Below are 21,483 nucleotides of genomic sequence, written 5' to 3' on the forward strand. Positions count from 1 at the left end.
CAGTATACAACCCTTTTTATGGATTTTCCACCTTTGGAACTAAATTATTCGTAATCACTTGATTATTTAATGCATTGACTTTCTCAATTTGTGTTGTCTTATCCGAGGTTCTTACTTTAACAAACCACACCGGAACATAGACATTTTTTTCACGTACCTCGAGTGTTCGAAAATAGCCTAGATAGATATTAGTGATCGTTGAATTGCTCGGAATATTATTATTAATATATAACGTATTTAAAATCTCTTTTTCAGAATAAAGCGTCATTTTTTCACGTAGGGGTTCAATTTCCTTCAAACGGGTTTGAGTATATTTCATAACCTGCTCTTGATCATTGTTTTTCTCGATATCTAACGTTACACGGGAGGTTTCGTCAACGAAGGGGATTCCTTCATAAGATTGAGCTCCAACTATTTTAGCTAAATCGTCATCTTTTTTAGAAATATCCGGTAAGTAGGTGTACTCTTGACCATCCAGAATGAAATCCTTATTCTTCATCAAACGATTAAAACTGCTAGTCGCTTTTTTCAAATCAAATTTTGTTTCTTCACTTGGATAACTTGTTAACACTTTATCTGAAATATTAGAATTTCTCGCAATCGTTGGATTTCCCGTTGCACTCAACAACGATTCAAAATTATCTTGTTCAGCACTTAGATAATATCCTTCACGATGCTCATCAGAAACCTCTTCATTGACTGTTACTTCGTCATTTTCTAAACGCTGAAGAATATCCTCGCGTTGATTCGAGCTTGTGACAAGGCTTTGTTCATGCTGATTATTCCAATAGATACTAAAAAGAAAGATATTCAACCCAATAAAGACGAGAAAAAAGATCCATTCGATTTTTCTGAAATCCAATTAGCTCGCCTCCGTTTCAAAATTCCCTTGCATTAATTGATTAGCAGCATACCAATCGTTGTCATATTTGACAAACCATTCCGGAGTCAAGGCAACTAGTTTATTCACGCCATCAATATCTTGCCAGGTATAGCCAATAATAAAGCTTTGAACTTTATTCAAATCAAATCCAACCGCTGCTAGATTATTTTCAACTTCTAATGTACTCGGCAATTCAACCTCTTCGTCCGAAGGTATAGGTACTTGAACAGTGTCCATACTTGTTTCGATTTTAACTTGTGGTGTTGAAGTATTGGATTCATCCTCAATCTTCACACTCATCTTTCCCTTTGAAGACTCACTAAATATCGGATATCCTTCAACGAAGATTCTGAAATTGATCTGTCCATCATGATGATCAAAGTAACGCAGATTACCAACGGCGGTTCCTAAGCGGCTAACATAGTTAAAGCTTTGACTGTATAAGCTTTCTTTAGATAAATCCTTCGGTAATTCCCCAGTGAATGTGACTAGACGTTTCTGTTCATCCATCATTAGCTCTTCATGCCCACTAACAAAGGAGCGCACCCCACTGGCCTCTTCTTCACCTCTCGCTTGGTCAGGTTCTTGAAAAAATGCATTTCGGAAAAGTGAATACGATTGTGTCGTCAAAATATAACTATATTTTTTTAGACGCACTCGGTCCTTTGTGCGTAAAAGACGAGGAACAAAAGGATTTTCTGCTGTCATTGGCAAATATTTTTCTTGATTTTTTTGATAAATCGTTTCTAAACCAGTGAAATCAGCGGAAATAGCAGCCTCATAGACAGTATCCTTACCATAATTCAAAAAACGAATTTTTTTCTTTGCAAAATCTACTTGAATCTTTGAAAAAGTCAGTGTTTCTGCTTCCTTTAGTGAATTCAAATTGATCGGCATATCAAAGACCTTCACGTATTCGGTCAATGAAAAACCGCCTTCGTAGTTCAATTCGATTCCATCATCCAAGTTATAGTAATTTTTGATCTCTTCTTCACCTTGGGCAACTTCCTGAAGTTGTCCATAGGTGCTTTCTGTTAAACGAGCTTGTGTCGTGGCTAAAAGATTTTCACTACTGGTTTGGAACTTTTCTTTATTTACATCCCAAATACCGCGAATTGGTAAAAAGGCATCCGTAGCCTTCGCATAGTTCTGATCATTTTTTACGGCCTGTTTACTTGTATTGATATCCGCAGTTTTCGAGGTTGGACTTAGCCAAATCGCATAGGTTAGGACAATGCTGAGTACGATCAGAGCCAAAAGCGCGACGCGGATAATTTTTTCTGATAGTTTCATTCCCAAATGTCCTCCTCATAAGGTTCATAAGGTAAGGAAATGTAAAAGGTCGAGCCTCTACCTTCGACACTTTCAACCCAAATTTGACCTTGATGGGCCTTCATGACTTCTTTAGAGATGGCCAAACCTAATCCAGTTCCTCCTTGCTGACGAGCCCTTGCTTTATCTACGCGATAAAAACGCTCAAACACTTTTTCTAAATCTTTCTTAGGAATTCCCAAGCCTTCATCAGAAATACTTAAGACAACATTGTTATGCGTCTCCATCAAATGAACTTCGATCTTTCCACCATCCGGTGAATACTTGATCGCATTGTTCATAATATTGTCGATTACTTGCATAATCTTGTCTGTGTCAATCTCAACCCACAAATCTCTTTCCGTAAATTCTCGGACGATTCGATAGTTCTTTTCTTGACTGTTCACCATCATATCGAACCGATCTAATATATAATCGACTAACTCATTAAAGTTAACCAATTCAATATCCATCTGCTGGGCTCCGGAATCCATACGGGAAAGATTTAATAGATCATTAATCATGCGGATCATCCGATCCGTTTCTCCTAAAGTCACATGGATAAATTCTGGTGCTACCGCCTTGTCCTTCCAGGCGCCCTCTTCCAAAGCTTCTAGATAACTGCGAACACTCGTAAGTGGTGTTCGTAATTCATGTGACACATTCGAAACAAACTGACGTCTTTCCTCTGCAGTCTTTTCCTGCTCTGTAACATCATGAATAACCACAACCAATCCGCTGATAAAGCCGGATTCACGGCGAATCATAGCAAAATCAGAACGTAAGGTCATACGGTCTTCCTCAGAGTCCGATTTTGAACGATCAATTAAAATCTCATCTGAAGTTTCCAATAACTTGCGTAGCGTATATTCTTCTTCTAAATCCAGCAACGTTAAAATCGATTGACCAATTGCTTCTTCACTGGTGGTGTTCAATAAAGATAGTGCCATTTCATTAATGGTAATTACTTTTCCACGACGGTCGGTGGCAATAACTCCATCTGTCATATGAGTTAAGACACTATCTAATCGATTTCGTTCTGCCTCCATTGTATCTTGTGCATCTTCAATCCGATCTGACAGTCTGTTGAAGGTCTCTGCCAATTGGCTTAATTCATCATGCCCCTGAACATCTACTTTTTCAGAATAATCACCTTGTGCAATCCGAACCGCTTGCTTCTGCATCTCTTTGATAGGTTTAGTAATCGATCGTGCTACTAATAAGGCGACAACAATTGAAATCAGACCTGCAATCAGAGAAGCCGTAAAGAAGATTAACGCAGTATTGCCGATCTCAGAGTATTTTTGTTCAATGTCACTCTTAACATAAAGAGCCCCGATCACAGCCGAATCGCCGGTCGGGGACTGAATAGGTTGAACATTGATATATACCCGCTTATTGTTGTCATCCAAGGTCACATATTGTTTCATTGAAAAATCATCGATATCGCTGTATTCATTTCGCTTTCCAACAATAGAATCTTTTTGTCCTACATCATTCGTAGCTAAAACAATTCCTTTGTCATCTACGACCCACATTTCTTTAATATCGGCAGCGGAATTATTTTCCAAGAGCCGTTGCAGCTGGTCAGCTTCATTTTCACTGTCTTCTGCCATCGTAGAACCCAATGTTGTGCTTAGTAGAGCCACACGTTGATTCATGTCTTTAGTGAAATTGTCAATCGTTGATTTTTCAAGCCCTCTAATAAAATATGCACCGATGATCTCGATTGAAATCAGCAAGATTAAGATAAACGAAAAGGCAATCTTAAAATTGACTGATCTATAAAAACGGACTTTCTTTTCCATACTTACTCCTGTTCAGGGTTACGTAGGTAATATCCTACGCCACGTCTTGTTACTAAATAGGTTGGATGGCTTGGATTGTCCTCAATTTTTTCCCGTAAACGACGCACAGTCACATCCACAGTTCGCACATCCCCGAAGTAATCATATCCCCAAACTGTTTGTAATAAATGTTCTCGAGTCATTACTTGTCCAATGTGCTTTGCTAGATAATGCAGCAATTCAAACTCACGATGAGTCAGTTCGATCGTCTCGCCATGCTTAGTAACCATATAAGCATCAGGATGAATCGTTAAATCACCTATCGTTAAATCACTTTGCGTTGTTTGTTCTTCCTCTTTTGGCGCTTGACCACCACGGCGCAGATTTGCCTTTACACGAGCAACTAGTTCGCGATTAGAAAAAGGCTTGGTTACATAATCATCCGCCCCTAGTTCCAAACCTAAAACTTTATCGATCTCAGAATCTTTAGCCGTAACCATAATGATCGGCATTTCATGGGTCTTGCGTACTTCACGAGCCACTTCTAAACCGTCTTTTTTAGGCAGCATCAGATCTAATAAGATTAAATCGGGATTGACCTCTTCAACTTTTTCTAAGGCTTCTTCACCGTCATACGCAGTAAAGACTTCATAGCCTTCTTTGGTTAAATTAAATTTCACGATGTCCGAAATCGGCTTTTCATCGTCAACTACTAGAATTTTTTTCACTAAGAGTCACCTCATACCTTTATAGGATTGTATGTACGCCTTACTATTATACAATAATTTCAAAGCTGTTTCATCTTTTCAAACAGACGACGAATCTTTTACAACTATTACTTAAGAAAAAATAGAAAAAGAATTCATTTATTATAAACAAAAAAGATGAGCACAGGCTCACCTTCTTTTTAAAATTGGCTTTATTTTCTCGTTGCTCACAAATTAATCAGCAACATCAAGATGCCAAACAGTTACTAGTCCAATACTTGGCACACCACACCTAATGAACCAGGACCTGTGTGGACTGACAACGCTGGTGAAACTTTACCGAAATAAATATTCTCTGCTGTCGGAAACATTTCATGCAACCGCTGTCGGATTTTTTCAGCTGTTTCTAGTGCATCTGCTTGTGTTACTGCCAAATTAAACCGTTTATGATTGCCAACATGCTCTTTTACTAATTGAAGCGTTTTGTCAATACTCTTATTTAATCCGCGGACCTTAGCCACTGTATAATAAATTCCATCCGAATTACATGAAATAATTGGCTTCAGCTTCAAGGCACTTCCCAAAAGAGAAGAAACGAGCCCGATCCGACCACCCTTTTGCAGATATTCCAACGTATCAACATTGAAAAAGATTTTTGTCATAGGAATCTTACTTTCAACTTCCGAGATGACTTCCGTAAAAGACTTTCCTTGTTTGACTAAGTCACCAGCATAGATTGCTAGAATTCCCGCACCGATCCCAACATTTTTCGTATCAATTGATTGAAAGACTAATCCTTCATAATGTTCACCAAGCACACGTAATGCGTTGTACGTTCCACTTAGTCCACTAGAAATCGTTACAATGATTACATGCGTATATCCTTGCTCTTTGATCTCATCAAAGACTTTATGAATCAACTCTCCGTCAGGTAAAGAAGTCGATGGCAATTCTTTTTTGATTAATGGAAAAATTGTATCAGAACTGATATCAATCCCATCTCGATATTCTCGATCACTAAAAATGATTCGTAATGGAACCATAAAAAATGGTCCATTGTCTACCACTTCTTTTGGAACATCTGTCCCAGAATCAACTAAAATTGCAATTTTTTCACTCATTAATTTCGCCCTCTTTCTCTTTGTCCAATTGAATTATTTTTTCAGCTAACATTTTCTGGGTAAATGAGGCAACCGCACTTTCCATCGCCAAATAATAAAAATCCTCGCTCCTACGAGTGAGACTAACTTCTTCCCCTAAAACAATTTTTGCTATCTGTAATAGAGCTTCTTCTTGTACCATGCAAAAACTATTATAGGCATCTTTGGGCTCGTTAATCGCCAGTTGCATCCGAATCAACTCGTTGATATCTGGAATTGCAAAAACTTGCTTTAGTAAAGTAATGGCGATCAGATACGCTAAATGATTTCGGTTATATCGTTTTTTTACAGGTGGCGGTATTAATTTATGTTTAACGTAATTGTTGACCATTGCGCTGGATAAAAGTTGATGTTTCTCATCTTCGATTAGTGGCGACAAATAACGATCAACAAGAGTAATCACTTGATCCATGTATAACTCTAATTCGGGTAACTCTTCCCAACGAGGCAGTTGTAATTCTTTTAAACCTTCTGCCCATGTTCTGAGCTTTTTGTTTTCCATTTTTTTACACCCCTTTCATTAGTAGTTTATCAAAATTACGAAAATTATACAATGTAGTTTTAAAAACTAGATAACTGGATAATTTTTCGATAAAAAAATTGACGTTTGTTCTTGCAATTTTATTTTCTCAGTGCTAACATATGAAAGTACTTTGTTTGGGCCGTTAGCTCAGTTGGTAGAGCAGCTGACTCTTAATCAGCGGGTCGCGGGTTCGAGCCCCTCACGGCCCATTGGGTGCCAAACCCACGTCACCAGTGCATTCTTGGCTACTTCGGTAGTTTAGAAAAGAATGTGCGTGGTGGCATTTTTTGTTTTTTTGGATGAACTTTCCCCATCAAATAGCTATATTTAAAGGTTTTAACTAAGAAGATGCTCGTGATCTCCCTTTTAGTGAATTGAACATATTTTCCACCATGAACACTAAACTTTATATCCTATTTAATAGATAAAAACTAAACCACCAGTACATCATTAACGTTTCCCGACGTTTTAAACTGATATGTACATGGTGTTTTTTCTTTAATCGCCTTTATTTAATCAACATAAAAGATACTTTATAACAATTATGTGATATATTTGAATAATATTAGGAAGTCTTTTAGTTGGTTTTTGTATTAAAACATTTTTGTTGTCGCTGTATAAAAAACAAGGAGTGATTTAATGAAAAAAATAGTTTTGTTTAGTTTATTGGTATTGATTTTTCCTGCCGCTGCTCTGGCCGATACTTTTGAGAGTACCTCTGATGAATTGACGACTCCGGACCAAGAACTAATTACCGAATCTACATCAATACCTGAAGATATCACAGATGAAAGTCAAGCACCTGTTGCTAATGAAACTCAGACTTCGGATGAACCAACAATTGAAAGTGAAGCAACAATACCTGAAGAAACCTCCAGTATTGATATTATCTCAACCGAGGAGGAATTGTCTTCAACTGATGAATCATTAGCAGAATCAGAAGAGACTGAATCAAACACAAGTAGTTCTGAAAATCTTGAAGAGAAGACAACTATCTCTCCGGCAGTTATAGAAAATAGAGCACTATCATCCGCTCTTGGAAAAATAGATCCTAAAGAAATAGCTGAAAAAACGAAACCTGCCCTATCCTTCCAAGAAGAATACCTTATTGTTGAATGGATATACCCGTGGCAGATTCGCGAAGTCTTAACTCATTCACAATTTAAAATAGACCCGAAAGAACTGAGTGACTACACGGACCAAGAACTAGAAAATGCCTTCAAATTGTTCGCGCATTACAGTGAAGATATCATGTTCATGGATTGGAGTGCTTATGTCCATGTTCTACAAATGGTTTATAGAGATAAGGTAATCTCTTGGTCAGATGTTGAAAAGGTTCTATCTTTTAGGCCTATTTATTATGACACAACTAAGGAACTAGCTAGGGATATTGATAAATTACAAACTTATTTGCAAGTTCTTTATTCAAATAAGGAAGGGCTTTTACAAATTAGACCTTTTACAAATGAAGAACTGCTTCAAATTTTAAATGATCTTAGCGGCTACGAAGAAGAATTAAGTAAGGATCATAATTTGTTTTCAGGTATCCTCCACTGGCTTTACAATTCTCAAGAGGAGAATCATCTAAGCGAAAATGGACTCAGACCTTTGGTGCCAAATTTAAATCTGTTAACATCGACTAATCCTGCTAACGGAAGTGTTTTATCTATTCCAAGATCAAGCTCAATTCCTGTAAGTTTGCAAAACAATGATGCTACGATGAATGCAACTGCGCAAAAAGAATATCCTAAAACTGGCGAAAAGAGAACTCTCGTATTGTCAATCATCGGGGTTGCCTGCTTCCTTATGTCAGGTTTTATTCTTTTAGAGAGACGTTTTCGCGTATAATTGTCCTTTTTTACTAACTGAATTGAAATCAGCCGCATAAAATCATTAACAAGATTTTATGCGGTTTTTTCCTCGAAAAATAACTTGTAGATACATAAAACATTTTTTGTGATATGTTTTCATAAAAATAACTTTATAATAGTAATTATTCTTTAAGGTGTTTTCGAAAATAGCAGAAAAAACTTTTTCAACTATTTCCAACTTTCTAGTTTACAAAAATATTTCTTATGTTACAATTGTGTTACAGAAAAAATTAAGGAGTGATTCTTGTGAAAAAAATGGTTGTTTTAAGTTTGTTGGCACTGAGCTTCCCCCTTGCTGCATTTGCTGATACTTCTGAAAGTATTCCTGCTGAAACAGTAGGCTCCCGTCAAGAACAAGTAATTGAGAGCAGTTCTGTTCCTGAAGAAACCGGAGTAGATAATGAACTCTCCACTGTCCCTACTGAGACTCAAACCTCTTCGGAAGGAAAAGTCGAAACTCAAGAAACTGACACTGAAGATGCTACTGCTAATTTAGAGATAACAAAAAAAGAGAACCTAAATGAAGCACCAACTACTGAAACTTCTAATGTAGAGACAAAAGCAACGGAAAATGCTAAAACTTCAGACTCTGTCCAAAATCGACAGACTGTTGTAAAAGCGTTAGAATCACCAGCGGTTGTCGAAGAAAATCTTAATAAGGAATGGACAGCAGAAAAAATTCGCGAAAATTTGACTGGTACAGATTACGGAATCAATCAAAACGAACTAAAAGGATACACTGATGAAGAATTGACAAATGCCTTCAAACTATTCAATCGTTATAACTTCGATATTACTGGTATGGATCTGGGAAGCTATGTCCGGGTGTTACGAATGGTTTATAAAGAAAAGGTAGTTTCATGGAATGATGTCGAAAAAGCCTTAGCTTTCAATCCAAATAATTACACAACAACTGCCGAATTGGCTAAAAATGTTGATCAGTTGCAAGCTTATTTACGAGTCCTTTATGCGAATAAAGATGGGTTCTTGCCGCTTCGACAATTTTCTAATGAAGAAATGCTACACATCCTAGATCATCTTAGTGGCGCAGAAGATGAATTAAGTGCTGCAAACGGTTTATTCTCTGGTCTGGTGCATTGGCTATACAACTCTCAACAAGGAAATGGACCGATTGAGAATGGACCAAGACCCATTGCACCTATCCAAAATCTAGCAACAACTACTAAACCAATTGCTCAAGATATTGCAACATTCCCGAACACTACAACCACAATGAAAAATGATATCACAGGTCAAACTGCTGGTCAGAAGGAATACCCTAAGACAGGTGAACGCGGTACTACTTCTCTAACAATAATCGGAATCGCTGTATTCTTATTTACAGGCTTAGTTGTCTTAAAACGTCGTGCTTATTTAAAATAAAACGAATTAGTTTTATACTTTACAATCGTAAAGTGTTTTCGATTTCTGTTTAACGAATGGAAAGTATTTCGTCAACGAGCTAAAAAGCCAAAGCAGATTTTTTACTCTGCTTTGGCTTTTCCTTTTTACACTGCTATAGCTTTCTGACTTTTCAAATGTTGCAATTTCTTCTTATAATAAGCCACCTCGTCTTCAGATGAATAGATAAAGTGACCCGGTGCGATTTCTCGCAGTGAGCGGGTTTTGCCATCGTGTGGCTCTGTCTGATATTTGATCCGACGACGTTGACGCTCATGATCAGGATCAGGCATCGGGATCGCCGACAGTAGACTTTCCGTATAAGGATGAACTCCATAGTGATAGATTTCATCACTCGTTCCGACTTCTAACAGATGCCCGTTATTCATCACTCCGATTCGATCACTAATGTGTTTCACCATTGAGAGATCATGAGCGATAAATAGATAAGTCAAATTATGCTCTTTCTGTAAATCCTGCAACAGGTTTACTACCTGCGCTTGGATGGAAACGTCTAATGCCGAGATTGGTTCATCACAGATAATGAAACGTGGACGGACTGCTAATGCGCGGGCGATCCCGATACGTTGCCGTTGTCCGCCGGAAAATTCATGTGGGTAGCGTGTCCCATGACTTGGATTCAGACCAACTGTTTCTAGCAAATCATTCACGATCTTATCTCGTTCTTTTGGCGTTTTAGCTAGACCATTAACATCAATACCTTCTGCAATAATATCTTTGACTTTCATTCGCGGATTTAAAGAAGCATATGGATCTTGAAAAATCATTTGGACATCACGGCGGAACTCAGCCAATGCCGCTTTCCCGTGGATTTTGGCTACATCTTTTCCATCAAAAAGTATTTCTCCGTCTGTTTTTTGATTTAAACGGATAATCGTTCGACCAGTAGTGGACTTTCCACTACCGGATTCTCCTACTAAACCAAATGTTTCCCCTTCATTAATATGAAAACTCACATCGTTGACGGCACGAACTTCATTTTTACTGCCAGTATTAAAATACTGTTTTAAATGTTTTACTTCTAGTAATCGTTTTTCCATCTTAGTCCTCCATTTTCTTCGCTAAAGTTAAGCGGAATATTGGTTTTGTTTCTTACGGAAAATATCCCAACGACGTTGAATTTCAGCTGGAGGTGTCACTACTGGCGCTTGCGGAGCAAGCAGCCAAGTTGCCGCCTTGTGGGTTTCAGATAATTCAAAAAATGGTGGTTCCATTTCAGTATCGATTTTTAACGCAAACTCGTTACGAGGGTAGAACGCATCTCCTTTTGGCGGATCTAATAAATCGGGCGGTGATCCAGGAATTGCGTATAAGCGATCATTCTCGCTCTCTAGAGTCGGCATTGATCCAAGTAGGCCCCAAGTATATGGGTGCTGCGGATTGTAGAAAATTTCTTCAGCCGTCCCAACTTCAACGATCTTACCCGCATACATGACCGCTACACGATCGGCTACATTTGCCACGACACCTAAGTCATGGGTGATGAAAATAATTGATGTTTCGATTTTTTCTTGGATTTCCTTTAATAGTTCTAAAATTTGTGCTTGGATCGTTACATCTAAAGCGGTTGTTGGCTCATCGGCAATTAGAATTTCTGGATTACAAATCAAAGCGATAGCGATCACGATCCGTTGGCGTTGCCCACCGGAAAATTGGTGAGGATAATTTTTCAAGCGCTTTTCAGCATCGGGAATTCCTACTAAATTCAATAGATCTAAGGCAGCCTTCAAGCTCTCCTTTTTTGATACGTTTTGATGCTTACGTAAAGACTCCGCTACTTGCTTGCCGATTGTCATAGTCGGATCAAGTGAAGTCATCGGGTCTTGGAAAATCATTGCGATTTCTCTACCACGAATTTTTTGCATTTCTTTTTCGGATTTATCAACGATGTTTTGGCCTTTAAAAAGAATCTGACCTTCATCAATAGTCGCATTACTGGAAAGAAGACGCATGATCGTACGGGTGGTAACAGACTTTCCGCTGCCAGATTCTCCTACAATTGCCAGCGTTTCTCCTTTATTCAAATCAAAATCTACGCCCCGAATGGCACGAACCTTTCCGGCATAGGTGTCGAACGAAATGTTTAAATTATTTACTTCTAAAATTTTCTCCATAATATCGTCACTCTTTCATTTTCGGATCGAATGCGTCACGTAGACCATCGGCTAGTAAATTGAAACAAATCATGATCAGTGAAATCGTCACTGCTGGAATCCACAATAGGTAAGGCAGATACAAGAAGGTTTTATACCCATCATTTAATAAAGTACCTAAAGAAGCCGCTGGCGGTGTCAAACCTAGACCGATGAAGCTCAAGAAGGCTTCAAAGAAAATCGCAGTGGGAATACTAAACATCATTTGAATAATGATCACACTGGAGATATTTGGAATGATATGCTTGAAGGCAATCTTCCATTTTGATTCTCCCAGAGTCATCCCCGCTAAAACATATTCCTGATCTTTCAGCTTGAGGGTCTGGGCTCGGACAATCCGTGCCATCGGAATCCAGTTGGTAATCGCCATGGCAGCAACGATCGAGAAAATTCCTGGTTCAAAAACAACCAGCATCAGGATCATGACAACTAAGTTCGGAATCCCTGAAAGAATTTCCAAAAAACGTTGCATCGCATTATCCACTTTTCCGCCTAACATTCCAGAAATCAGTCCATAAGCGACACCGATTGTAATATCAAATAAAGCTGCAATAAAAGCGATCAATAGTGAAATACGCGTTCCCATAAATAAACGGCTCAGTACGTCGCGGCCTAGCCCATCTGTTCCTAAAAAATAATTTACGTTGTTCGGAACATCTGCTTGGGCATATTTATCAACGAGTTCACCGGCGACCATGGTTTTTCCATTCAGTCCGTTGATATTCAAACCTGGAACACGCGGCGGCAAATTAATATAATCAACATTTTGCTTGCTCGGATTATGTGGCGAGACAAAAATTGTTAGAACGGAAACCGCGATAATTATGACCAAAAGTACCATCGAAATGACTGCAGCTTTATTTTTCTTCAAACGGCGCCAAGAATCTTGTAAGAAATTCAGCGAAGGTGCAGCGATTTCCTCACGTTCCTCTTCAGTATTTTTTTGTAAGGGTTGAAATTCATCAGCGGGAATATCAACGATTGAAGGATATTTCATTTCCATTAGCTCTTACTCCCTTCTGATAGACGAATACGAGGATCAACCAAGCCATAAAGCAGATCGACGACCAAAATAACAAAAACCAGCATGAATGAATAGAGAATCGTTACAGCCATAATTGTTGGGTAGTCGTTGGTCATGATCGATTTTACAAATTGTTCCCCAATACCAGGAATTGCGAAGATATTTTCAACAACCAATGACCCAGTCATTAAAGCAACTGCCAATGGTCCAAGCAAGGTCATTAACGGAATCAAACTATTCCGCAAACCATGCCTAAAGGCGATTTCCCAACGACTCAACCCCTTAGCTCGAGCTAGCTCGACATAATCACTGTGGAGCACTTCCACCATCTCCGTTCGGATAAAACGGGCGGAATCTGCCAAAGGTGACATGGCGAGTGCTAATGTCGGTAAGATTGTATAAGCAAAACCTTCCCATTTTGCAATTGGCAAGATTCGTAATTTCATTGCAAATATATATTGTAATAGTACCGCGAAGACGAAGTTAGGAATTGAACGTCCTAAAATCGCAACTAATGTTGAAGCCGTATCAGCCCATGAATTTTGTTTCATTGCCGAGATGGTCCCTAAAATAATTCCAACGAAGGTTCCAAATATGATCGCCTGCAAACCTAATTGCAATGAAGGTCCAATCCGTCCTGCTAGCAATGCAGCAACTGCTTGGTTTTTAAATTGGAAAGAAATTCCGAAGTTTCCTTGTACGAGGTTTGATAAGTAAATCCCGTATTGAACGATCACTGGTTTATCTAAACCAACTTGCTTATTCAACATAGCAATCGTTTCAGGACTTAAACGTTCTTGATTGGTATATGGTGTCCCGGGTAATAATTGCATCAAGAAAAAAGTGATAGTAGCAATCAACCACAGTGTAATCAACATGAAAAAGACACGCTTTAAAAAATATTTCAAATAACTGCCCATGAGGTGCCTCCTAAAATAAGTCTGATGTTCCGCTCTTATATTTTGACTTCTACTTTTATTATGGTTTAGAGTAGAAATACATTGCGGATAAATGTTTATCTAGATAGCTTTAGCTATTAATTATTGGAGTGTATGTATGAAAAATAAATTATTTCCCATTGGAATCGGCGGCGGTCTGCTTGTGATCATTTTGGTCTATTCGTTCATTCGAGGACCACTCACTTTTTTGACCCTATCCAACCGATTTTTCTTAGTTGGATTACCGTTTCTAATCATAGGTATCCTGTTTTGGATTTTTTCTTCAGGCTTCTTTGATCACTTTCAACATTCAATGCATCAAGCCTTCAGCAGAAAACAAAAGAAAAAATCAGAATTTCAGTCCCTCTCACAAGTCGGACAAGGACGCTATTCGTTTTGGTTGATCATCGCTGCTATACTGATTGCAGCTTCGATTATTTGTGCATTGATATCAATGAGTTAAAAGGAAGCTGGAACGGCGTTGCCGTTCCAACTTCTTTTTATTTTCATCAGCGTCTCATTACCAGTAAGAACCATGAAAGAAACGCGAGTTTCACTTAACTATTATTTTTCCACGTAAGCCCATTTGTAATCCCAAGAAGCGCCAGCAGGGTGATGAACAATACCTTTGACTTTTTCGTTGACTAAATGAGCCTCAGATAATTGGTAAAGTGGTGCGACACCGGATTCTTTCGAAATGATCTCATTGGCTTTTTGCAGATCGTCCCAACGAGCTTCTTCATCACTAGCATCCTTATTACCGGAAGCATCAACTAATTTGTCATACTCTTCATTACTCCAACGTCCACGGTTGTAAGAGTTTCCTGTTACAAACAAATCAGTAAAGCTAGATGGGTCAGCATAGTCAGCTCCCCAACCGCCAAGTAGAACATCAAAATCACCCGCATTTGAACGGTCTAAACGAACAGAGAAAGGAACGGGTGTTGGTTTCACGGTCATTCCTGGCAGCGTGTCCTCTAGAACACCTTGAATATATTCAATGACTTTTTTAGATGAGTCCGTGTCAGAAGCCATCAGCTCAAAGGATAGTTTATCGATGCCTAATTCTTTTTTAGCTTTGTCCCAATACTCCTTCGCTTTTTCTTTATCATAAGGAGCTAACTTACCGGCTTCTTTGGCAAAATCTTCTTCTGTCTTAGGATTTTTTGACATACCAGATGGCACTAAACCAGTAGATACAACTGAACCATCACCTAAAACTTGATTAACTAGAGATTTTCGATTAATTGCATAGGAAACAGCTTTTCTCAAATTTTCGTTTTTCCAAGGCGAATCTGCTTTCCGTTGATTGTACTCAAGGTAGCTTGTCCGAGCCTCTTTAAATGATTTATATGCTGGATCGTTCGCATTTTGTTGCGCTAACTCACCAGATAGAATTACGTCATCCGCTTCACCATCTTTAAATAAGTTTAATGATGTAGAAGATTCTTTAACGACATTAACTTTTACAGTGGATAGTTTGACCTCATCCTTGTCCCAATAAGTGTCATTTTTCTTGTATTCCCATTCTGTATCCGTACCAGGTCCGTCAAAGCCTTCTAGGGTGAATGGACCATTGTAGACAGATTTGTCGCTCTTAGTTGCATATTCTTTTCCGTTTGCTTCCACGACTTTCTGATTTTGTGGGAAGAAAGATGGAAAAGCCAGCAGATAATCAAAATATGGTGTTGGTTTTGATAACTTGATTTCTAATTCATGATCATTGACAGCTTTGATTCCTAATTCATCTGGTGCTTTTTTACCAGCGGAAATATCAGCCGCATTTTCAACAGGTTCAAAAAGATACGCATATTCTGAGGCCGTTTCTGGTTTCACCGTACGTTGCCAACCAAAAACATAATCTTTAGCTGTTACTGGATCGCCGTTAGACCATTTGGCATCTTCTCTTAATTTGACAGTATAGGTCTTACCGTCATCGCTGACTTTTACTTTCTCACTAGCGCCGGCAGGTTGCGGCTTATTGTCTTTGTCTAAACGGTAAATTCCTTCATAAACATTATTTAGTGCAGCAAAACTAATTGTATCTGTCGCGACGGATAAGTCCGCTGTAGGCATTTCTTGTTGGACCACCAAATTAAAAGTTCCGTTGTCCTTGGCTTTTGTGCTAGAACTGCTCTCATCAGTTGTTGCACTATTGCCTCCATAACAACCCGCTAAAGCGAGCCCGCAAATCGCGATAATACCATAAGCAAATTTGTTCCTCATATCTTTTTCCCCTTTTGATTCAATTTTCAGAATAATTATGAAGTTCTGAATATGAAGAGTATTTTAATCATTTGTTTTTAATAAATCAAACCATATGCTCTAATCTTTTTTGTATTTATGTAAAGAAATCCTAAGAAAACTTGTAAAATCAGCAATTCTTTTATTAAAAATTTTTTTGAACTAAAAATATTTTGCTTTTTTATGTTTTATGCTTGTAGAGTGACATCTTCATGGTAGATAATTATGGTTTCATGTAATAGTAGAAAACTTTTAAAAAAAAAAGCATTTCTATTTTCATTTGATTTGGCTTTATATAGAAATGAGTTTATTAAAAATAATTCTCATCTTTTTTTCATAATCGTATTGACATTTCTTTTCTTTTTTTATACGATGATTACAACAATTTTAAAAAAATTCTGACAATAAACGGGTGGTTGCCATGATGAAATCAAATATGTCTTTCAACGCAACTTTATTATTATAGCTGGGACTTTCTGAAAATCATTTCATAAAGTCCCTATTCGCATTGCATCGGAAAAGAAAGTGGTTCTTTTCCGATGGGATGCTTTTTTTATACCCGTTTTTGAATAAAGGAGGAGAAAAAATGAGAAAGATTCAATTTTTTGACACCACATTAAGAGATGGTGAACAAACACCGGGCGTAAATTTTAATACAAAAGAAAAGGTTCAGATCGCCCTTCAATTAGAAAAATGGGGAGTTGATGTCATCGAAGCCGGATTTCCAATTGCTTCACCTGGTGATTTCGAAGCGGTACAAAGTATTGCTCGTCAGGTAAAGAATATGACGGTAACCGGATTGGCACGTTGCCAGAAAAAAGATATTGATCGTGCCTATGAGGCATTAAAGGATGCCGTTGATCCGCAGATTCACGTATTCTTAGCAACCAGTGATGTCCACATGCAGTACAAATTGAAAATGACTCGAGAAGAAGTTCTGGCTTCTATTAAAGAGCATGTCAGTTATGCCCGCAGTTTATTTGAGAAAGTTCAGTTTTCGCCAGAAGATGCTTCTCGGACAGAAAAAGCCTTCCTATTAGAAGCGGTACAAACTGCAATTGATGCTGGCGCGACTATTATCAATGTCCCAGACACCGTCGGCTACTCAAATCCGACTGAATATGGCGGGATATTTAAATCATTGATCGAAAATATACAAAGCGAACAGGAAATTTCTTTTTCTTCCCACTGCCACGACGATCTGGGAATGGCAACCGCAAACGCATTGGCTGCCATCGAAAATGGCGCAAATCGTGTAGAGGGAGCAATTAATGGAATCGGTGAGCGTGCCGGCAATACAGCCCTAGAAGAAGTGGCATTGGCGCTGGCAATCCGCAAGGACTTTTATCAATGCGAATCGAATATCGTATTAAATGAAACAAAAAGGACCAGTGAACTGGTCTCACGGCTTTCTGGCATACCAGTTCCGAAAAACAAGGCAATCGTCGGTGACAACGCCTATGCGCATGAATCTGGTATCCATCAAGATGGTGTATTGAAAAATCCAGAGACCTACGAAATTATTACCCCTACCCTAGTGGGCGTCAATCAAAATTCTCTTCCACTTGGAAAATTATCAGGGCGACATGCATTTACTGCCAAATTAGAAGAGTTGGGCTACCAATTAAATGAAGCTGATAGCAAAGAAGCCTTCAAACGCTTTAAGTCATTAGCTGATAAAAAGAAACAAATCACTGATAAAGATTTAGTGGCTCTGCTGGCGGATCAATATCGAGAAGAAACTGAGAAATACAAGCTGGCCGATGTTCAAGTACAATATAGCTCCAATGGGTATCAAGGCGCGATCGTATCTATTATTAATGAAGAAAACGAAACACAAGTAGCCTCTCAGATCGGTTCAGGCAGCATTCAGGCAATCTATAATACGATCGACGAGTTGTTCCAGCAAGATCCCGAATTGACTGAATATGAAATTCAGGCATTAACTGGCGGTGAAGATGCTCAAGCGGAAGTACGTGTCACGCTACGTGACGCAGAAACCAATAATGAATACCGCGGAATCGGGGTTGATTTCGATGTACTCCATGCATCAGCCAAAGCATACGTTCAAGCCAGCAATCATTTAAAACAAAATGGCTAAGTAACGGCATTGTGAACACGAACTAATGAAACAATTTTGCCATGTATAGATAGAAAGTATACGTGACGACAATCAAACTCATTTTTCGTTTTTTGAAAAATGAATACCTTAATTTGAGATAGGATGCTAGTCCAACTTTTCGCAGAACTCTTTGTACGCAAGTTTTGTATCAATGAAACAATTAATTCTTTTTTGTCTCGTTTAGTTGGATAGTATACGTGACGACAATCAAACTCATTTTTTGTTTTTTGAAAAATGAATACCTTAATATGAGATAGGAGCAGGCACATGAATAGTAAAATTGTTGTTTTAGCCGGTGACGGTATTGGACCAGAAATTATGGATAGCGGGCTGCAGGTACTTGCAGCTGTCGAAAAGAAATGTACACATACATTTGAACTTGAAAAACTTCCTTTTGGGGGAGCGGGAATTGATGAAGTCGGGGCTTCTCTTCCGGAAAAAACATTGGCTGCTTGTCAGGTCGCTGATGCGATTCTTTTGGGAGCAATCGGTGGTCCGAAGTGGGAAAAGATGCAGGATACACCAGAAAAAGGTTTACTAGCTTTGAGAAAAGCATTAAATTTGTTCGCCAACATTCGGCCAGTTTCAGTTTCCTCTGCCCTGCTGCATCTTTCGCCTTTAAAACCAGAAATTCTTGAAGGCACTGATTTAATCATCGTACGAGAATTGAGCAGCGGTATTTATTTTGGGGAACCTCGGGAATTGACAGACACGATGGCTTACGATACCGCACGCTATCAAAAGGAAGAAATCGAACGAATTCTGCATTCTGCCTTTAAAATTGCTCAGGGTCGCGATAAAAAAGTAACCTCAGTAGATAAAGCGAATGTACTTGCTTCTAGTAAGTTATGGCGGGCAACCGCGGAGCAAGTCGCAAAAGAATACCCTGATTGCCAACTAGAGCATCAATACGTTGATTCAGCGGCGATGAAACTGATCCAAAATCCGAAAGCTTTTGACGTCATCGTAACGGAAAATCTTTTCGGTGACATCTTGAGTGATGAAGCATCCGTATTGCCAGGTTCGTTAGGTGTGTTGCCAAGTGCAAGTCACAGCGATGGCGGACCTTCACTTTACGAACCGATTCATGGGTCGGCACCAGACATCGCAGGAAAGGGGATCGCAAATCCGATCTCAATGATTTTATCAGTGGCGATGATGCTACGCCAATCATTCCAAGAAGAACGAGCGGCCAAAGCAATTGAAACAGCCTGCGATACCGTTTTATCTAGAGGAATCTTTACGCATGATCTAGGCGGGCAAGCAACGACAGCTGAATTTACGAACGCGGTGATTCAAGAATTGGAGGAAGTATAATTATGGGAAAAACACTATTTGATAAGCTATGGGATCGGCATGTTGTTCACGGCGAAGAAGGCTCTCCGCAATTGCTTTACATTGATTTGCATTTGATCCATGAAGTCACCTCCCCTCAAGCGTTTGCGGGAATCCGTGAAGCTGGACGAACGTTGCGTCATCCTGAGCGGACCTTTGCTACGATGGATCATAATACACCGACTAAAGATATTTTTAACTTCACCGATCTAGTGGCGAAAAAACAAATCGATACCTTGAGAGACAATTGCCAAGAATTTGGTGTCCAGCTTTGTGACAACGGCAGTGATCGTCAAGGGATCGTTCACATGGTCGGACCGGAAACTGGTTTGACCCAACCTGGGAAAACAATTGTTTGTGGGGATTCACACACCGCAACTCACGGCGCTTTTGGCGCACTAGCCTTCGGCATCGGTACTAGCGAAGTGGAACACGTTTTTGCCACTCAGACGCTTTGGCAAAATAAACCAAAAAACATGGGCATCAAAGTTACTGGCAAATTGCCAAACGGGGTTTATGCAAAAGATATTATTTTGGCGTTGATCGCGAAATATGGCACTGATTTCGGTGTAGGCTACGGCGCCGAATTCTGTGGGGAAACAATTGAAAACCTTTCAATGGAAGAACGCATGACGATCTGTAATATGGCGATCGAAGGCGGCGCGAAAATCGGCTTGATCGCTCCAGATGAAAAGACTTTTGACTATGTTGCTGGTCGCGAATATGCACCGAAAAATATGGAAGCTGCAATTAACGATTGGAAAGAGCTTTATACAGATGAAGATGCTCATTATGACAAAGTATTAACGCTCGATGCTAGTGAATTGGTGCCCTTTGTTACTTGGGGGACGAATCCTGAAATGGGTGTTCCATTTGATGGGACATTTCCAGCGATCACATCTCCTGATCTGCAAAAGGCCTACGATTACATGGATCTAAAACCTGGGCAAACGCCGGCGGATATTCCAATTGGTTATGTCTTCATTGGCTCTTGTACAAATGGGCGCCTGTCTGATTTACAAGAAGCAGCAAAAATCGTGGAAGGCAAAAAAGTTCATAACAATGTTACAGCCATCGTCGTTCCCGGTTCTAGACCTGTTCGTAAAGCCGCTGAAGAAATCGGATTGGACAAAGTCTTCATCGAGGCTGGCTTTGAATGGCGTGAACCTGGCTGCTCCATGTGTCTAGGGATGAACCCTGACCGAGTACCGGCAGGTGTGCATTGTGCTTCAACATCTAATCGGAATTTCCAAGGGCGCCAAGGAAAAGATGCCCGCACACACTTGTGTAGTCCAGTCATGGCAGCACTAGCAGCCATTCATGGAAACTTTGTCGATAGCCGTAAGGAGGTCATCTAATGGAAAAATTTACGACTTATACAGGAAAATCAGTCCCACTGATGAATGATAATATTGATACCGACCAAATCATCCCAAAAGGCTTCTTAAAGCAAGTCGATAAAGCCGGTTTTGGAAAACATCTGTTTGACGAATGGCGTTTTTTGGAAGATGGTTCGCCAAATCCCGACTTCATTTTAAACACACCTGAACGAAAAGACGCGACTATTTTGATCTCTGGTGAAAATTTTGGGTCTGGCTCTTCTCGTGAGCACGCGGCTTGGGCGATTCAAGATTACGGCTTCAAGGCAGTCATCGCCGGCAGTTATAGCGATATTTTTTACATGAATGCATTAAAAAATGGACTCTTGCCGATTCGCATGGATCAAGATGTCCGGGAAATTCTCAGCCAAATCCCTGCGGAGCAGACGATTACGATTGATCTGCCAAAACAAGAAGTTCGGACCGCTGAAGCTAACTATGCCTTTCAAATTGATCCAACCTGGAAGGAAAAACTAGTGAATGGACTTGACGATATCAGTATCACCTTGCAATATGAAGAGGCGATCACTGCATACGAAAAAAACATGCCAACTTATTAATTGAAAAGAAAATCGCATCAAAACTTTCTATTCGTAAAGTTTTGATACGATTTTCTTTTATTTT

General features: G+C 39.3%; 18 protein-coding genes and 1 tRNA gene. 8 read left to right on the top strand and 11 right to left on the bottom strand.

All coding sequences use genetic code 11. The annotated features are described in order from the left end of the window. Positions 1–16: 16 nt before the first annotated feature. From IGI44_RS12040 to IGI44_RS12065, 6 genes are all read right to left on the bottom strand, one after another. The gene (locus IGI44_RS12040) at positions 17–862 is read right to left on the bottom strand and encodes a two-component system regulatory protein YycI (RefSeq protein ID WP_438787948.1); all 846 of its coding nucleotides are present in this window, start codon (positions 860–862) and stop codon (positions 17–19) included. Continuing rightward, positions 863–2,176: a YycH family regulatory protein gene (locus tag IGI44_RS12045; protein ID WP_438787949.1), complete on the bottom strand. Its 1,314-nt coding sequence runs from the start codon at positions 2,174–2,176 to the stop codon at positions 863–865. Further along, entirely contained in the window at positions 2,173–4,002 is a 1,830-nt protein-coding gene (gene walK, locus IGI44_RS12050) for a cell wall metabolism sensor histidine kinase WalK (protein WP_438787950.1), read from the bottom strand. The genes IGI44_RS12045 and walK overlap by 4 nt, the downstream gene beginning before the upstream one ends. A gap of 2 nt (positions 4,003–4,004) precedes the next feature. After that, complete coding sequence (yycF, locus tag IGI44_RS12055) at positions 4,005–4,709, bottom strand: response regulator YycF (RefSeq protein ID WP_438787951.1); 705 nt, start codon at positions 4,707–4,709, stop codon at positions 4,005–4,007. A gap of 245 nt (positions 4,710–4,954) precedes the next feature. Continuing rightward, positions 4,955–5,809: a DegV family protein gene (locus IGI44_RS12060; RefSeq protein WP_438787952.1), complete on the bottom strand. Its 855-nt coding sequence runs from the start codon at positions 5,807–5,809 to the stop codon at positions 4,955–4,957. Continuing rightward, entirely contained in the window at positions 5,802–6,350 is a 549-nt protein-coding gene (locus IGI44_RS12065; protein ID WP_438787953.1) for a DUF1836 domain-containing protein, read from the bottom strand. The genes IGI44_RS12060 and IGI44_RS12065 overlap by 8 nt, the downstream gene beginning before the upstream one ends. Before the next feature lie 157 nt (positions 6,351–6,507). Here IGI44_RS12065 and IGI44_RS12070 point away from each other — a divergent pair. The 3 genes from IGI44_RS12070 to IGI44_RS12080 all read left to right on the top strand — a co-directional run bounded on the left by IGI44_RS12070 (position 6,508) and on the right by IGI44_RS12080 (position 9,625). Then, positions 6,508–6,580 (top strand) — tRNA-Lys (locus IGI44_RS12070). A 430-nt stretch (positions 6,581–7,010) separates the two neighbouring features. Continuing rightward, a complete protein-coding gene (locus IGI44_RS12075; protein WP_438787954.1) occupies positions 7,011–8,219 on the top strand; it encodes an LPXTG cell wall anchor domain-containing protein in 1,209 nt (402 codons plus the stop codon). A 278-nt stretch (positions 8,220–8,497) separates the two neighbouring features. Beyond that, the gene (locus IGI44_RS12080) at positions 8,498–9,625 is read left to right on the top strand and encodes an LPXTG cell wall anchor domain-containing protein (RefSeq protein WP_438788991.1); all 1,128 of its coding nucleotides are present in this window, start codon (positions 8,498–8,500) and stop codon (positions 9,623–9,625) included. A gap of 125 nt (positions 9,626–9,750) precedes the next feature. On the opposite strand, the gene IGI44_RS12085 is transcribed toward IGI44_RS12080, so the two are convergent. From IGI44_RS12085 to opp3b, 4 genes are read right to left on the bottom strand one after another with little or no spacing between them, the layout of a single operon-like run. Next, positions 9,751–10,704: an ABC transporter ATP-binding protein gene (locus IGI44_RS12085; RefSeq protein ID WP_438787955.1), complete on the bottom strand. Its 954-nt coding sequence runs from the start codon at positions 10,702–10,704 to the stop codon at positions 9,751–9,753. Positions 10,705–10,731: 27 nt separating this feature from the next. Next, positions 10,732–11,778, bottom strand: a complete 1,047-nt coding sequence (locus tag IGI44_RS12090; protein ID WP_438787956.1) for an ABC transporter ATP-binding protein — start codon at positions 11,776–11,778, stop codon at positions 10,732–10,734. A 7-nt stretch (positions 11,779–11,785) separates the two neighbouring features. After that, the gene (opp3C, locus tag IGI44_RS12095) at positions 11,786–12,820 is read right to left on the bottom strand and encodes an oligopeptide ABC transporter permease (protein WP_438787957.1); all 1,035 of its coding nucleotides are present in this window, start codon (positions 12,818–12,820) and stop codon (positions 11,786–11,788) included. Further along, positions 12,820–13,761 (bottom strand): oligopeptide ABC transporter permease, encoded by a 942-nt coding sequence (gene opp3b / locus IGI44_RS12100; RefSeq protein WP_438787958.1) that lies wholly within the window; start codon positions 13,759–13,761, stop codon positions 12,820–12,822. Before opp3b ends, opp3C begins: the two co-directional genes overlap by 1 nt. Before the next feature lie 136 nt (positions 13,762–13,897). On the opposite strand from opp3b, the gene IGI44_RS12105 reads away from it, so the two are divergent. Then, positions 13,898–14,242 carry a DUF3899 domain-containing protein gene (locus IGI44_RS12105; RefSeq protein WP_438787959.1) on the top strand — a complete coding sequence of 115 codons (345 nt, stop codon included), beginning with the start codon at positions 13,898–13,900 and terminating at the stop codon, positions 14,240–14,242. A 101-nt stretch (positions 14,243–14,343) separates the two neighbouring features. Here the strand turns inward: IGI44_RS12105 and IGI44_RS12110 are convergent, their stop codons facing one another. Further along, a complete protein-coding gene (locus IGI44_RS12110) occupies positions 14,344–16,005 on the bottom strand; it encodes a peptide ABC transporter substrate-binding protein (RefSeq protein ID WP_438787960.1) in 1,662 nt (553 codons plus the stop codon). Between the two features lie 604 nt (positions 16,006–16,609). On the opposite strand from IGI44_RS12110, the gene IGI44_RS12115 reads away from it, so the two are divergent. The 4 genes from IGI44_RS12115 (at position 16,610) to leuD (ending at position 21,419) form a co-directional block, all read left to right on the top strand. After that, a complete protein-coding gene (locus IGI44_RS12115) occupies positions 16,610–18,124 on the top strand; it encodes a 2-isopropylmalate synthase (protein ID WP_438787961.1) in 1,515 nt (504 codons plus the stop codon). Between the two features lie 288 nt (positions 18,125–18,412). Then, positions 18,413–19,462, top strand: coding sequence for a 3-isopropylmalate dehydrogenase (gene leuB, locus IGI44_RS12120; protein WP_438787962.1), 1,050 nt, complete (start codon positions 18,413–18,415; stop codon positions 19,460–19,462). A gap of 2 nt (positions 19,463–19,464) precedes the next feature. Continuing rightward, the gene (gene leuC / locus IGI44_RS12125) at positions 19,465–20,838 is read left to right on the top strand and encodes a 3-isopropylmalate dehydratase large subunit (protein WP_438787963.1); all 1,374 of its coding nucleotides are present in this window, start codon (positions 19,465–19,467) and stop codon (positions 20,836–20,838) included. Beyond that, the gene (gene leuD / locus IGI44_RS12130; RefSeq protein WP_438787964.1) at positions 20,838–21,419 is read left to right on the top strand and encodes a 3-isopropylmalate dehydratase small subunit; all 582 of its coding nucleotides are present in this window, start codon (positions 20,838–20,840) and stop codon (positions 21,417–21,419) included. The genes leuC and leuD overlap by 1 nt, the downstream gene beginning before the upstream one ends. Positions 21,420–21,483 lie beyond the last annotated feature (64 nt).

The sequence above is a fragment of the Enterococcus sp. DIV0756 genome (assembly GCF_051710745.1).
In the GTDB taxonomy this organism is placed as follows: domain Bacteria; phylum Bacillota; class Bacilli; order Lactobacillales; family Enterococcaceae; genus Enterococcus_A.

Coding starts and splice junctions, on each gene's coding strand:
- IGI44_RS12045 (WP_438787949.1), bottom strand. CDS start 2,176: ATGAAACTATCAGAAAAAATTATCCGCGTCGCGCTTTTGGCTCTGATC.
- walK (WP_438787950.1), bottom strand. CDS start 4,002: ATGGAAAAGAAAGTCCGTTTTTATAGATCAGTCAATTTTAAGATTGCC.
- IGI44_RS12060 (WP_438787952.1), bottom strand. CDS start 5,809: ATGAGTGAAAAAATTGCAATTTTAGTTGATTCTGGGACAGATGTTCCA.
- IGI44_RS12065 (WP_438787953.1), bottom strand. CDS start 6,350: ATGGAAAACAAAAAGCTCAGAACATGGGCAGAAGGTTTAAAAGAATTA.
- IGI44_RS12075 (WP_438787954.1), top strand. CDS start 7,011: ATGAAAAAAATAGTTTTGTTTAGTTTATTGGTATTGATTTTTCCTGCC.
- IGI44_RS12080 (WP_438788991.1), top strand. CDS start 8,498: ATGGTTGTTTTAAGTTTGTTGGCACTGAGCTTCCCCCTTGCTGCATTT.
- IGI44_RS12085 (WP_438787955.1), bottom strand. CDS start 10,704: ATGGAAAAACGATTACTAGAAGTAAAACATTTAAAACAGTATTTTAAT.
- IGI44_RS12090 (WP_438787956.1), bottom strand. CDS start 11,778: ATGGAGAAAATTTTAGAAGTAAATAATTTAAACATTTCGTTCGACACC.
- opp3C (WP_438787957.1), bottom strand. CDS start 12,820: ATGGAAATGAAATATCCTTCAATCGTTGATATTCCCGCTGATGAATTT.
- opp3b (WP_438787958.1), bottom strand. CDS start 13,761: ATGGGCAGTTATTTGAAATATTTTTTAAAGCGTGTCTTTTTCATGTTG.
- IGI44_RS12105 (WP_438787959.1), top strand. CDS start 13,898: ATGAAAAATAAATTATTTCCCATTGGAATCGGCGGCGGTCTGCTTGTG.
- IGI44_RS12110 (WP_438787960.1), bottom strand. CDS start 16,005: ATGAGGAACAAATTTGCTTATGGTATTATCGCGATTTGCGGGCTCGCT.
- IGI44_RS12115 (WP_438787961.1), top strand. CDS start 16,610: ATGAGAAAGATTCAATTTTTTGACACCACATTAAGAGATGGTGAACAA.
- leuB (WP_438787962.1), top strand. CDS start 18,413: ATGAATAGTAAAATTGTTGTTTTAGCCGGTGACGGTATTGGACCAGAA.
- leuC (WP_438787963.1), top strand. CDS start 19,465: ATGGGAAAAACACTATTTGATAAGCTATGGGATCGGCATGTTGTTCAC.
- leuD (WP_438787964.1), top strand. CDS start 20,838: ATGGAAAAATTTACGACTTATACAGGAAAATCAGTCCCACTGATGAAT.